This window comes from Lactobacillus sp. wkB8, from assembly GCF_000761135.1.
Classification (GTDB): Bacteria; Bacillota; Bacilli; order Lactobacillales; family Lactobacillaceae; genus Lactobacillus; species Lactobacillus helsingborgensis.
In genome coordinates, this window is the sequence record NZ_CP009531.1 from 40,953 (window position 1) to 54,571 (window position 13,619).

At 34.1% G+C, this 13,619-nt stretch carries 14 protein-coding genes; 11 read left to right on the forward strand and 3 right to left on the reverse strand.

Annotation, left to right across the window (positions count from 1 at the left end; genetic code table 11):
• Nucleotides 1–12: 12 nt before the first annotated feature.
• Genes LACWKB8_RS00165 through LACWKB8_RS00175 form a run of 3 tightly spaced genes read left to right on the forward strand, consistent with a single transcriptional unit; the run spans nucleotide 13 to nucleotide 3,565 of the window.
• On the forward strand, nucleotides 13–957 hold the full coding sequence (locus tag LACWKB8_RS00165; RefSeq protein ID WP_038520504.1) for a phosphatase PAP2 family protein: 945 nt from the start codon (nucleotides 13–15) through the stop codon (nucleotides 955–957).
• A gap of 18 nt (nucleotides 958–975) precedes the next feature.
• On the forward strand, nucleotides 976–2,496 hold the full coding sequence (locus LACWKB8_RS00170; RefSeq protein WP_038520507.1) for an alpha-N-arabinofuranosidase: 1,521 nt from the start codon (nucleotides 976–978) through the stop codon (nucleotides 2,494–2,496).
• A 40-nt stretch (nucleotides 2,497–2,536) separates the two neighbouring features.
• Entirely contained in the window at nucleotides 2,537–3,565 is a 1,029-nt protein-coding gene (locus LACWKB8_RS00175) for an aldose epimerase family protein (protein ID WP_038520510.1), read from the forward strand.
• Nucleotides 3,566–3,599: 34 nt separating this feature from the next.
• Here the strand turns inward: LACWKB8_RS00175 and LACWKB8_RS00180 are convergent, their stop codons facing one another.
• The gene (locus LACWKB8_RS00180; protein ID WP_038520512.1) at nucleotides 3,600–3,827 is read right to left on the reverse strand and encodes an LPXTG cell wall anchor domain-containing protein; all 228 of its coding nucleotides are present in this window, start codon (nucleotides 3,825–3,827) and stop codon (nucleotides 3,600–3,602) included.
• Nucleotides 3,828–3,996: 169 nt separating this feature from the next.
• On the opposite strand from LACWKB8_RS00180, the gene LACWKB8_RS00185 reads away from it, so the two are divergent.
• From LACWKB8_RS00185 to LACWKB8_RS00195, 3 genes are read left to right on the forward strand one after another with little or no spacing between them, the layout of a single operon-like run.
• The gene (locus tag LACWKB8_RS00185) at nucleotides 3,997–5,115 is read left to right on the forward strand and encodes an ABC transporter permease (protein WP_038520515.1); all 1,119 of its coding nucleotides are present in this window, start codon (nucleotides 3,997–3,999) and stop codon (nucleotides 5,113–5,115) included.
• Nucleotides 5,112–6,374, forward strand: a complete 1,263-nt coding sequence (locus LACWKB8_RS00190; RefSeq protein ID WP_038520517.1) for a tellurium resistance protein TerC — start codon at nucleotides 5,112–5,114, stop codon at nucleotides 6,372–6,374. The genes LACWKB8_RS00185 and LACWKB8_RS00190 overlap by 4 nt, the downstream gene beginning before the upstream one ends.
• A 1-nt stretch (nucleotide 6,375) precedes the next feature.
• Nucleotides 6,376–7,245: an ABC transporter ATP-binding protein gene (locus LACWKB8_RS00195; protein WP_038520520.1), complete on the forward strand. Its 870-nt coding sequence runs from the start codon at nucleotides 6,376–6,378 to the stop codon at nucleotides 7,243–7,245.
• On the opposite strand, the gene LACWKB8_RS09345 is transcribed toward LACWKB8_RS00195, so the two are convergent.
• Complete coding sequence (locus tag LACWKB8_RS09345) at nucleotides 7,242–7,619, reverse strand: hypothetical protein (protein ID WP_371211462.1); 378 nt, start codon at nucleotides 7,617–7,619, stop codon at nucleotides 7,242–7,244. The two genes, LACWKB8_RS00195 and LACWKB8_RS09345, sit on opposite strands and share 4 nt — an antisense overlap.
• A 22-nt stretch (nucleotides 7,620–7,641) precedes the next feature.
• Nucleotides 7,642–8,085, reverse strand: coding sequence for a helix-turn-helix transcriptional regulator (locus LACWKB8_RS08940; RefSeq protein ID WP_052059608.1), 444 nt, complete (start codon nucleotides 8,083–8,085; stop codon nucleotides 7,642–7,644).
• A 141-nt stretch (nucleotides 8,086–8,226) separates the two neighbouring features.
• Between LACWKB8_RS08940 and LACWKB8_RS00205 the strand changes: the two genes are divergently transcribed.
• The 5 genes from LACWKB8_RS00205 to LACWKB8_RS00225 all read left to right on the forward strand — a co-directional run bounded on the left by LACWKB8_RS00205 (nucleotide 8,227) and on the right by LACWKB8_RS00225 (nucleotide 13,420).
• Nucleotides 8,227–9,825: an ABC transporter ATP-binding protein gene (locus tag LACWKB8_RS00205; RefSeq protein WP_038520522.1), complete on the forward strand. Its 1,599-nt coding sequence runs from the start codon at nucleotides 8,227–8,229 to the stop codon at nucleotides 9,823–9,825.
• A complete protein-coding gene (locus LACWKB8_RS00210; protein WP_166484930.1) occupies nucleotides 9,815–10,162 on the forward strand; it encodes a DUF2087 domain-containing protein in 348 nt (115 codons plus the stop codon). Before LACWKB8_RS00205 ends, LACWKB8_RS00210 begins: the two co-directional genes overlap by 11 nt.
• Before the next feature lie 372 nt (nucleotides 10,163–10,534).
• Nucleotides 10,535–11,173 (forward strand): hypothetical protein, encoded by a 639-nt coding sequence (locus LACWKB8_RS00215; RefSeq protein WP_038520528.1) that lies wholly within the window; start codon nucleotides 10,535–10,537, stop codon nucleotides 11,171–11,173.
• A 777-nt stretch (nucleotides 11,174–11,950) separates the two neighbouring features.
• Nucleotides 11,951–12,712 carry a hypothetical protein gene (locus tag LACWKB8_RS00220; RefSeq protein WP_038520531.1) on the forward strand — a complete coding sequence of 254 codons (762 nt, stop codon included), beginning with the start codon at nucleotides 11,951–11,953 and terminating at the stop codon, nucleotides 12,710–12,712.
• 15 nt (nucleotides 12,713–12,727) lie between these two features.
• Nucleotides 12,728–13,420, forward strand: a complete 693-nt coding sequence (locus LACWKB8_RS00225) for an ATP-binding cassette domain-containing protein (protein WP_038520534.1) — start codon at nucleotides 12,728–12,730, stop codon at nucleotides 13,418–13,420.
• The last annotated feature ends 199 nt before the right edge of the window (nucleotides 13,421–13,619 follow it).

Genomic DNA, 13,619 nt, shown 5'->3' on the forward strand with positions numbered 1-13,619 from the left:
TATTGATTAATTATGGATACTGAGCAGGAATTGGGGTCAGATTACAAAGTTTTTTCCCAAAAAACAATTACCGTTACCCTGATTGTCATTTTAATATTATTTGTTATTGGTACTGTTTGGGATCAACCACTTTCTCAGTTAGTGGGAAACCAGAATGAATGGTGGGCAGCTATTATCCAAGATATGGGTGCTTTTCCCAATGTAGTGCTGTGTTTTTTAGGAGCAGAAGTCATTTTCCAAAAAGGGACCAGGCTGCAAAATCGTCTGTTGAAATATATGACGCTGCTTTTTAGTTTTATGTTTGGTTTAACCAAAACCTGGGATTTTTTTATCGAAGCCAGAAGTCAAATGGGACAAGCATTTGCTAATGCTGCTAAAAACTTGCCGGTAGGCGCTGGCAATGACTATTCATTTATAGTTACTAATAAAGAGCTCTATTTTGTTGTGCTATATATCATTGCTTTTTATCTCATTCATAAAGCCGTGCAGCTGGCTTGGCTCCAAAAAGTCAGTGACCGTGATCTTGCAAGACTAGTAATCGTTGGGTTAGCTGGAATTGTAATTGATACAGCAACAGGAGAAATACTTAATCAAATTAAAAATATTGTTAGCAGACCGCGTCCATTTATGAATTTGACTAAAAACGAACCGTTTAAATCATGGTTTATGGTCAACGGCATGTTAGGTTCTGATGATTTTGCATCTTTTCCATCGGGTCATACCAGGTGCTTTAGCATGGCACTTTATTTTTCGCTGTTTGTTAATAACGATAACGCAAAATGGAAAAAGATTTGGAAATATATTGGTTTTGCCTATTTAATTATTGGTGGTTTTTCCAGAATGGTCATGGAAAAACACTATCTTTCTGATGTAGCAATGGCTGCCTTTATTGGTTTTTTAGGCATTATTGTTTTGGTAAAACTACTCCATTTAGAAGAAAATAAATTTGATTTTTAAACTGATGAGGGAGAAAAGATGTTGGAAGCTAGTTCGAAGATTGATGATAACGCGATTGTAGGCAAAGTTGAGCCAAGAGTGTTTGGTACTTTGATAGAACAGCTTGGTAGAGGTGTCTACGGCGGACTTTATGATCCAGATTCAGAATATGCTGATGAAGAAGGCTTTAGGACAGATGTTATAGAGCTGGTAAAAGAACTGGGGATAACGACTGTTAGGTGGCCGGGAGGAAATTTTGTTTCTGGCTATAAGTGGGAAGATGGCGTAGGACCAAAGGATAAGCGCCCACGACGACTAGATTTAGCTTGGCATTCTACAGAAACTAATCAATTTGGCTTGCATGAAATGGAAAGATGGCTACAAAAGGCAGGCAATTTAGAACTTATGGCCGCGTTAAATATGGGTACGCGCGGTTTACAAAGTGCACTCGACTTTTTAGAGTATGCCAATATTCCCAGCGGTACTGCTTTAGCAGACCAGAGAATAAAAAATGGTGCCCAAAAGCCCTTTAATATTCGTTTATTTTGTTTAGGAAATGAGATGGACGGTAAGTGGCAGCTCGGTCATTTGGATCAAGTTGAATATGCCAAAAAAGTGGCAAGAGTGGCTGCAGGTATGAGACAAATGGACCCTCATTTGGAACTTATCGGTTGTGGTTCTTCTAATCACGGGATGGCAACCTTTGGTGAATGGGAAGATACTTTATTGCAATATGCTTATGATGAGATTGATTTTGTTTCCTGTCATGCCTATTACCACGCTGATCCCGGAAAATTAGCTACTTTTTTGGGTTCAGCTGTTGATATGGATCGTTTTATTGATGAGGTTGTTTCTTGTATTGATGCCAGCAAAGCTAAGTTAAGGTCGAATCATCAAGTTAATATTTCTTTTGATGAATGGAATGTATGGTATCAAGGATCAGAGCCAAGCAAAGTTCCAGAAGGTCTAAATAATTGGCCGGTTGCACCGCATTTACTGGAAGATATTTATACAGTAACTGATGCAGTTGTAGTAGGAGATTTTTTAATCACTTTGTTGAAACATGCTGATCGGGTAAAAGCTGCATCTATTGCCCAACTGGTTAATGTGATTGGTCCCATTATGGCGCCGGCTCATGCTCCTGCTTACCGCCAAACCACCTTCTATCCGTTTGCTGAAACAGCTTCTTTGACCAAAAACGGACGGGTGCTAACAGAAGTGTCTGCTTTTCCTAAACTCGAGAATGAAAAATATGGCACGATAGACGTCATTGACTCAGTGAGTGTCTATTGCGCGAATAATTCCTTAGCTATCTTCATCGTCAATCGCTCAACAGATGAAGATATTAATTATAAAATAGCTTTACCGGCTGATCATAAATATTCGGAGATTGTTAAGGCGCAAACACTGCATGATGACAATTTTTACGCACAAAATACTACTGAAAATAATAGTCGCGTTATTTTGAATGATAATGATAGTATTCAGCTAGATTTGCAACAAAAAAAGTTGAAAATTAATTTACCTAGAAATTCATGGACAGTTATCAATATTAAATGATTTAATTTTAACTATCTAGATAGTAAAGGAGGTAGTTTAAATGAAAACCTTAGTACAGAAATATGACAGAATGAATGGCAAGGACCTTTGCGAGATAACTTTGATTAATGAGCACAATGTTAGAGCTACAGTTCTTAATTATGGTGCCACTTTAGAAAAGTTGGAAATTCCCACAGGCAATAATAAATGGGAAAACATTATTATGTCTCTTGCAACTCCCAAAGATTACGCTAAAGAAAGAAATTTCTTAGGTGGGACAGTTGGCAGAGTTGCAGGTCGCATTAAGGATGGTAAATGGCAACACGGAAACCAAATTACTCAATTTAAATTAAATGACGGACAGAATTCACTTCATGGTGGTGGAGAAGTAGGTTTTGATAACAAACCATGGGATTTTAAAGTAACTAGTGATAAAGATACGGCTAGTGTACAGTTAATTCTATTTGATCCTGATGGAGAAAATAATTATCCGGGAAACATGAAGATTATTGCTACTTACCAGTTAGATAATGATAATAATCTGAATTATAATATCACTGCTTTTACGGATAAAACGACTTTGTTTAACCCTACCAACCACACATTTTTTAGGTTGGATGGTCCACAGAGTAATGTTGAAGACTTAAATTTACAACTTAACGCTGATTATTATGTACCAGTTGATGATGCAACTATGCCTGTTGCGGGAATGGCAAAGGTAGCTGATACTGTCTTTGATTTTCGCAAGCCTAAGAGATTAGGTGCTATCATAAATTCTACAGCAGAACCGCAAATTAAAAATCGTAATGGGTTAGATCATCCCTTTATTCTGAATGGTTATAAGCCAGCAGCTGTCTTGTCTTCTAACAAAACGAACAGAAAGTTAATCATGTCTACGGATGCACAAGCGGTGGTCGTTTTTAGCGCGAATACTTTTAACCATCAGGGCGCCGCTAAAAATATCGGCAGGCATGATGGTATAACATTAGAGGCACAAACCGCTCCTGAAAGTGGCTATAGCTTATCTTCCTTTACATTAGTTCCCGGCGAGAGATTTTCTAGAACTATTAATTGGCAAGTAGTTTACTAAGTTAAAAAAACAAGTTCAATTATGAACTTGTTTTTTATTCTTCTGGCTGTTTTCTTTTAAACCATTTGATCGCAGCAACTGTTATGGTGATTAGCACACCAGCAATTACCAGCAAGAAATTAGACGCTTTGTTTTCCCCTGTTTGTGCTAATTGCTTAGCATGATTTTTGGTGCTGTGTGCATTTTGCTTTTTAGCAATAATGTGGCTACTTACATTAAATTGATGACTTTTTTGATTGGTGTTGGTTTGTTTAGCAGCCACTTTTTGGTGTTGGGTTTTTATAAAAGAGTACTTTTAAACGCGTTCTGGTGATAGTGTAATAAAAATTATTATGCTATACATGTAATAAAAATGACAAAAATATGATAAAATTATTATCAATAACTTTTAACAGTCACTGGTAAGTTTCATAAAGTCAGGCGGTATTTTTATGAAAAGAACATATTTTAAAGCTAATTTTAATATTACACGGAAATCTAGGAAAAACATATTGCTAATGGGAGCACTAGTTTTATTTATGCTTCTCTTTGTACTAGTGGTTGAAGCTCAAAATCTGGGAGATAATTACCGACAGTGGCAGTCATACCATGATTCACTTGAGATTAATATTAGTTATTTTGATAGTAATTCATTACATAAAAAAGAATATAAAGAAACGTATTACAATCTAAATAAGCAAGAAGCCTGTATTGACGGTTTACAAAATGGAGAGGTCCTTAATACACCGCAAACCTATTTAGAGAGTTCAATCGACTTATTTCAAACAATGCTAAAGGGTTACCGTAATAATTATTTGGGAGCCAGCACTTTAAATGTGCCACCAAAGTATCAATTACATCAAAGACTGGTGACTTACAAATACCTTTATCGCCACCACATACCAGCGGTGATGAATTCTAAGTCATCTGTAACATATTTGATTTATATTTTAAATTTTGTAGCTGTTTTTATTTTCTTTTATGTTTTGTTGATATCTAGTGATGTATGGATGATCAAACTAGACCATGATACGGTTTTACGCAATATTCCGTATCGTGTAGAAGACGAAGTGAAAGGCAAAATCCTGATTAATCTGGTTTTAGTCTTGGTTCCCATACTTATCGGCTTAATTGGGGCATATCTTTTCGCGGGCTTTCGCAACGGTTTTCGGAGTTTAAATTACCCTAATGTTTTTTATTTCAATAAAATTAGAGCAATTCCTGTATGGCTGGATTGTATCTACTTTTTACTTTATACAGCGATATTAGTCATTTTTGTTACTAGTTTGACATTGTTTTTAAATCAATTAACTAAGAATGTTTACTTAAGCATATTTATTGGGATTGCGCTATATGTTTTATCCTATGCGTCTAATCAGCTCTCTAAGTTTATTGTCTGGCTACCATCCGAGTATCTTAATGTTAATAATGTTCTTAATGGTACTGTAGCAAGCAAAACGGGCTTTGCCGGTTTAAATTTGGTAACGGGAGCTATCATTTTATTAATCTGGTCTTTGATATTAGTTGCAGGGTTTAGATATTTAATCAATAAGGGAGAAACACTGAGATGAAATGGCGTTATTTTCTTTTTCAATTAAAGGCGTTCCTAGTTAATCCTAAAAATGTCGGTTTATTTATTATCACTATAGTTTTATCGTTTTATTTCGGCTTGGTTTCCGTGCCTAACCATACGGTAATTGAACAAGTCGATCCCCGGCCAATTCAAAAAGAATATATTGACTATAAAGCCTTTCTTAAAGCAGCGCGTAAGGAGTTCGTACTTGCGCGCAAGCCGGGATATCATTATTCTCCTAGTAGAGGAGCAATTGATGCTGTATACACTTATCCAAAAGTTTTAGCATACGACCGCAAACTGCTGGGAGCTTTAAAGAAAAATGATATGAACGCCTATGCCCACTACGCTAGTATGCGCTACAAGTACATTGACGACTTGATTTTTGAAAAAGGCAATCAGAACTTTTTATATCCAGCTGCATATAATAAAAATGACAACTATAATATGGAAGGACATTATGGCTATCAACGGACATTTCACTTGTATAATGCACTTTTAGCAGGTAATAAGGATAAAAAAACACCATTAAATAAAAATATTCTGGAAGAACGCACCGCTTTACAAGTAATGCAAAATTCGCTCTCTGGCTGGGCAGTATTATTACTAGTGGTGATGATATGTTTCTTCACTGCTGATATTGTGACTAATGACCGCAAATATTACACTGTTTTAGAAAATATTCCTTTAACTAAGCGCACGATTTTATGGCTGAAAACCGGAGTCGTTGAGGTAGGAGTTCTGTTGAACTTTGTTGTAGCGGGCATAATTGCTCTTTTCTGCATTGCCCCCAAGTACGGCTTAGGTTCATTAAAGTTGAATACGGTTGATTATTTAGGGAAAATAAACTACATACCTACTTTCAGAACTGAAACATTGGGTATGTATTATTTGCAATTTATGATATTTGCCGTCATTATCACTTTTATTTTTATTAGGCTTACAATTTTGTTATCGATAGTTTTACGTAATGAATATGTTGCTGGAATACTTAGTAGTTTGTTTGCCATTAGTGCAAAAATGCTTTACTTTTCGCTAGGAATGGGTTTTGTTTATCCAGTTTTAGAAAAGCTGCCTATGACGTATTTCTCTATTGGCGATAGTACAACGGGGAATCTGGCATATTTAATGGATGTACCTGGTTGGGGTTTTACTGCAGGTATCAAACCGCTGCTTTATCTGGCACTTACAATTGAAATATTATTATTTTTGTTCACTCAAATTAGAAGTATACCTTTAGTTAGGCGTGGTGATTAAAATGCTAAATTTAAAAGATGTTACATTAGCTTTTGGCAAAAATGTTGTTTTAGATGATATAAACTTGCAATTCAAACAGGGAGAAATAGTGGGTTTGGTTGCACCTAACGGAACGGGTAAATCAACTTTAATTAATGTCATTTTGCATAATTTGACCCCGCAAAAAGGCTTCATTGAGTATGAAGGTACGCGTTATCAGACTCAAAAAGATACGATTAAATTGCACCAAGAAATTTGTTCCTTTCCTGAGCAAAACGACCTTTTTCCTTTTATGACGGGAAGGGACCATCTTAACTTGTACGCCGATCTTTGGCATAATTCTGAAAAGCCCGTTGAGCAAATAATTACTGACTTGCAAATGGCAGACTATGTTGGCCACAAGGTTGAGACTTATTCATTAGGAATGAAGCAGCGGCTTTGTTTTGCGATGGTAGTAGCGGCTAACTCTCCTGTAATGCTTTTAGATGAAGTAATGAATGGTCTTGATCCGCAGAATGTAGCTTTAATTTCACACATGCTTCTTGATCTAAAGGGTGAGAATAAGCTGATTATTATGGCTTCACACCTTTTGTCCAACTTACAGGAGTATGCAGACAGAGTTTTATTTATGGGTCATGGTCAAATAATTGAAGATTTAGATAATAAAGAACAACATAATCGTTATTTGAAAATGCAGTCCAGTCCTAAAGCAGTAAAAATACTTTCCGGATATGATTTCGAAACCTTGCCCAATAACTTGATCTTGTTGCCTTTAGCAAAAATTGAGCAGGAAAAGTTAACGCAAATTTTAACGGATTTAGTTGACTCTGATATTCAATATTCAGTTGAAAGAATTGATATCGAGGACTTATTTAACAAATTCTATAATTAAAATTTTCTAACCTGGTTTAATATCTTTAAAAAATAAGTAGCCGTAGTCTGCATGTTCATACTAGTTAAAAAGTGAATAATCGAAATAGCAGCCGTATCATTGGCGGTATTGTGAAATGTCAAAATGGCGTTTAGGAAATTGCGGCCAACGATTAGCAGCATTTCATTATCAGGCAAGTCAATCTGATTTATTCGTGTAAGTAGTTGGTCTGCAAGTTTAAATTGATTTCTGGTAATTAAGCCAATGACGGCTTCAAAAAGTGCTGCTATACCGAAATGGAAGGTATTTTCTCCCGCTTTTTTAATAAAGGAAATATTGCTGCTAATTTGAGCAGCGATCTGATAGATAATTCTGGGACTAATAATAGGAATGATGTTGGCAAAGAGTGAGAGAAATTCATGCCCCCCAAACTGTTACTTTGTTTAATTGACGGTTTAACTCATTTTGTTGGGCAATAGGGAAAATATTGTGCTGAGAACTTTTATAATACAAACTGCAGGCAATTGCTGCATAGTCTAGATCAAAAGGATCTTGACTTAATTGATATTTATTTAAAGCCGCTTGAGCCAATTTTTCCAAATAGTCTTTGTCGTGGTTACTCCAAGACTCTTCTAAAATTTGGGCAATATGATCCTGTGGGTCGAGTTTAGCAAGTGCAATATATTCAGTTGCTGATAAATTAAGCTTTTCACACAGTTTTAGAACGCGGTTAAAATCCATGTGTCCTTGATTATTTTCCCAGCGGGAAAGCATTTGAATGGAACAAATGCCTGCGGCAGCTTCTTTAAGGGTAATATGCTGCATTTTTCTTAACTGTTTAAATTCATTCCCTGATTGCATGATGTTTTTGTCCTTTTTAGATATTATGGCACTTTTTTCTCATATATGAGAAGTAAAAAAATCTCAAAAATAATTCATGCTTTAATATGCTTAATTTAAAACATTACAATCGTTTTTAATAGTAAAAAAGGAGTAACAAAAATGCAATCTTCGTTAAAATTTGCACCTAAATGGAAACTTGGTGCCTACACACTTTTAGCAATAATCAGTGCATTTGGCAATGTGGTAATTGCGTATGTCACTAAGATCATGCTAAATGCGGCGCAGTACCGTCAGGGTAATAGTGCTAATTTAATTAAAATTGCCGGTATTGGTGCTGCAACCATCTTAATCATTATGCTGTCCAACTTTGTATACCGCTATATCAAATGCGCTATTATTCAAGATGTTAATGTTTATCTTAAAGAGAAAACCATGAGCTATCTGATTGAGCAGCGTAGTGATTCACAAAAGGATGGTTTAAGTCTGATGACCAACGATTTAAAACAAATTGAGACGTCTAAGACTACAAATGAACTAATGATTATTGCAGAATTAGCTTCTTTTGTATTGTCAGTTGTGGTTGGTTTAATCAATTCTTGGATTTTAACTTTAATTTTTATGGTAACAACTTTAATTCCTGGACTAGTGCAAAGAGCATTTACCAAAACAATTCAAGCTAAAGCAAAAGTTTGGGAAACGAACAACGTCGCATATACCCAAAGTGTGAATGACGGATTAAACGGGGCGCAAACTGTCGGCTTATACGATGCCCAAAGTTCGACTATTGTTAAAGTCGTTATTAGTGCCAAGAGAATGGAAGAAGCATTAAAGAACTTAAACTTCACACAAGCTGCTGCAGGAGAAGTTATTATGGCTTTTGCGGATATTTTTAGCTTTATATTACCATTTCTAGTAGGTGCAATTTTAATGTTGCAAGGTCAGATTGGTGTTGGTACTTTAATTATGATAGTGCAATTATCCAATGAATTTATTAACCCGATAGTTAATATTTTTGAACAATTGAATGCAATCAAGTCTACTAAGTCGATGTGGGATAAGGTAGAGCAAGCCTTATCTTTTTCAGCCGGTAAAGTTAAAAGCATCAAAGTTGGTCAGTTTACTGGTTTGAAAGTAGAGGATGCTTCTTATAGTCAGGGTGGTAAAGCAATTTTTACTCACCTTAATTTGACAGTTGCTCCGAACGAAAAAATCTTACTCATGGCACCAAGTGGTTGGGGCAAAACCACGCTGTTAAATTTAATGTTAGGAAAAATTAAGCCTAATGCGGGTCATGTCTTTATTGATGATGAAGACGTCACCGGTAATTGGACCGCAGCCCACGATAATTTCAGTTACGTTAACCAAAAGCCGTTTATCTTTGACGATACAATCAAATTTAATATTCTATTAGGTCGAAAGGTTGCCCCAGAAAGTTTGGCTGAAGCAGTTGAATCGGCGGGCCTAACTGAACTCGTGGATGAAAAAGGCTGGGATTATCAGGTTGGTGAAAAGGGGGCAAATTTATCTGGAGGACAAATTCAAAGAATTGAAATTGCACGTGCTTTTTTGTCTGAACGTCCTATATTGCTCGCTGATGAAGCTACTAGCGCGCTTGATCCGGAACTGTCACTTGCAATTCATAAAACGCTATTAAAAAAGCCTAATTTAGCGGTAATTGAAGTGGCTCATAAAATTTCTGCCACTGAAAAGTCGTTGTTTGATAGAATAATTAATTTGAATGAAAAAAATGGAGAATAAAAAATTATTAATGCGTTATATTGACGCTGATGGCGTTGTTAAAGTATGGCCTGGTAAAGCCAAAAACCGGCTGTTAATTTTAAAGTATTTGGCAACTAAATTTGAACCAACAAAAAAATATTCTGAGCAGGAAGTAAATTTAATTTTAATGCGGTTTGTGGCGGATTATGTTACCAGAAGACGTGATTTAATTGAAAACCATCTTTTAAAGAGAACGGATGATGGTAGAATTTACTGGCTAAATGAAGAAAATAGAGTAAAGGATTTAATTGATACTGAAAAGCTGGTATATAAAAAGGATATTAAGACCATAGTTGATGACTATCAAACTAAATAATAAACAGTTTAAAAGGACAAATGGCTGCATGTTGTTTGTCCTTTTTTGTGTGAAAAGCTAAAAGCTGATGTAGTAGCCTCTTATGAAAATAGACAACAAGATGGCAAGAATTGAAATTTATATTTAATTTGACATTATGATATGTTCCTAAAAAGTAATAATTAAATTTATTGGTTGAAAAATGATTGAGACCTGCAACTTTAAAAATTGTTATTTTACTTTTTAAACATATTTTTACCTTTTAATTGAATGCAGTTAATTAAAGATATATAATTTCAATATTAAATTATTATTTTAATATATGATTACAGTTAAATTGATAATTAAATGGGAAAACATTATTAATATTAAGTCAAAGTAGGTTGGGTAAAAATGAAAAAATCACTTAGTATAGCAGCAATTTTAGCTGTTTTTGGTGCAAGCTTGATATTTAGTGCAAGCAATAACTGTGTATCTGTTAAAGCAGCTGACGTAAACGATACAAAGACTGTAGTCAATAATCAGGATGTGTCTGATAAAACATGGTCTAGCAAATTAGCTAAAGCTGGCTATGTTTTCAAGTTAGCTAAAGATGAAGTTTCTGCTGATGGTGGATTGTTTCAAAGAAAAAATGGTTTGGTTAAAGAATATAGTGTGAAGTATGCTAAAAAAATTTTTGCTAAAAACATGTTATTCAAAATAGATCGCGCTATATCAATAAAAAATGGTTCCTTAGTGCATATTGTGTCGCAAAATGGCAAATATAAGTTTTGGACTAACTTTTTAACCGGGACATACAATGTAAATGGTCTAAGAAAAGCGCTTAAACCATTAATAAAAACTGAAGTAGAAATGATCACTAATACTCCTAAAGAGAAAATAGCAAAGAAGCTAGTCACTGCCGAAAAACTGGCTAATAAATTAAAGGGTTCAGATAAAAAATTGGCTCAGGAATCAATTACTCAATTGAAGCAATGGATTGACAACAAAGTTTTTGCTAATATTCCTACTCTTTTAATCGGTAATTTTTAGTTGTCTGATTGAAAATAAGGAATGTAAAGCCCTGTGGATTTAGAATTTGTTTAAGCAGCTTATGCTAATTTAAATTGGCATAAGACTGGACGCGAAGATTATTAAATGAGATGTAGTAAGGTAACGCAAAAAGCGGTGCAATTATGTTTGATTGAGATCTGAGTCTAATAAAGAAATAAAATTTCTAAAGGTCTCAAAAAAGATTGCGACTTAGAATTATAGCTTTAAAAACTGACATTTTTCTTTTATACATTCATGTTAGTTTTTCGTTACTTTTGTTTTCTTTTTGAAACTAATTCATGCTAAAATATAAGCGTATAAATAGTTTAGCGGTTCCACTGGAATCACAGAAAAAATTTTATCCCAATTGATATGACCCCCAAATTTAAAACAAATTTGGGGGTATTTTTGTGACTAAATTGTCTGAGCAAGATACTGTCAGCTTTAGTATGATTATCAAATTTGTCCTGGTGAATTAAATTGGCATTATCAGGTTGGACTACCTAATGTTATTATGCGGTCTTTTTAGCAAGTTTTTAGGACCTTAAATAATAAAAATATGAGATTTAATTGACCAATATGGTAAAATAACATATAATTTTCATAATTTATCGTACAGTGAAAGCTAATAGTAAACTGACTATTGTTGCTAGATTGAGAATCTATTTCAAATGAAAATTATCTGAGTTTTGATTCTTAGCTAAATTTGGGTTACATCTTTTAGGCGATAAGTTTAAACTGTTTCAAAAATGTTAGGTAATATTCACGGAGATTTCTATGAAAAAAAAGTTTTATGCGCTCTACAAGATTTTTCTTATTAATGCTTTAAGCAACAAAATTGCATTAATGTTTAACATTGTCTTTCCAGTTATATATTTTGCTATATCTAATGCTCCGGTCTTGATTAATAATTATACTGTCAGTAAGGATAAACTAATTAGCGCAAGTGCATACTATTTTGCCTATATTGCCTTAACAACTACTCTAAATTCAGTGATTCTGGCAATGGTTGAGTATCGTGATTATGGTTATTATAAAGTTATTTACATGGTGACCAATTCAAAGTATCTAGTATTGATTAGTCAGTTTTTATCGCAGTGGACGTTTTTAATAATAGAATTATTCCTTTTTAACTTAATCACCACACTAATGTTTAAATCCTTTGCTTATCTGGGCTATTTACTGTTGACCACAATAATAGCTGCGATTGTGTTTGTTTTACCTTTAACTATGGGCTTATATTTTTTACTTACGGTGAAATTAAGGTTGCAAACTTACAATATTGTGATTACGTTAATTATTTTGCTCTCTTTCATGGTGTCAGCTATTGAAGCAAAAAACGAAATATTAAATTTATTATTGCTATGTACGCCTGTTAAATACCTAATGACGGGGTATGAAGTAATAATGCAAATGATGTTTTCTAGAGTAAATTGGGCAAATCTTATTAATTTATTGCTCGTTATTCTATTTTATGTCCTATTTGGAATGATTTTTATTGCAAAACAAAATATTTCTACAATTTTTGAAAAAAAATAGTTGGAAGGTGACAATATGGAAATTAAGCATTTGAACTTCTCCTATAAAAAGAAAGAAATCTTTGCCGATTTTAACGCAAAATTTATTGCCGATCAGTTAAATGTGATCATTGGTAGTAATGGTGCTGGTAAAACAACTTTACTTAATCTAATTTATGGCTTTATTGATCGTCCTGCTGCAGCTATGATTGATTTTCCTTCTATGTCTAATATTATTTATAAATTTCAAAACATGTCTTTCTTTGATGAACTGACAGTAAAACAAGTAATAAATTTTTTTAAATCGATGAATGATCATACTGCTGCAGTCACTAATGCACAAGTTCGTTTTTATAATGAGATCATAAAAGAATTAATAAATACTAAACTAAGGTCTTTATCCGGTGGTGAATATCAATCTGTTATGGTTTATTGTACTAGCATAATGGAGCGGGAATTATATTTGTTCGATGAACCTCTTAGTGGAATTGACAGTTATATTGAAAATTTGATTTTAGACTTAGTTGAATCTTTAGTTGTTGAAAAAAAGAAAAAAGTAATAATGACTTTGCACCAGTTGGCTAAATTAAATTCTTTGCAGGCGCACATTGTATTCGTTGGCAACAAAAAGTGTGTTTTTGAAGGTAATCTTAGCCAAATGCTGCAGGCGGCAGATACAGATGATATTGATATTGCATTTAAGAGAATGCGTCAGGCAATATCTTGTTAAATCAAGAGTGACTATGCTTTTAATTTATAAGAGATATAAAATTGATTGAGCTAAACCAACTATTTTGGTTAGAGTTGCTTGGCGTATCAAGCAGAAGCGTATTACTTATATATAAAATGAGGTGACTTAAATAGTATTTTTAAGTCACCTCATTTTTTTAGTCGAATTAATAATAGTGCTACATGAGCAATTCATCTTA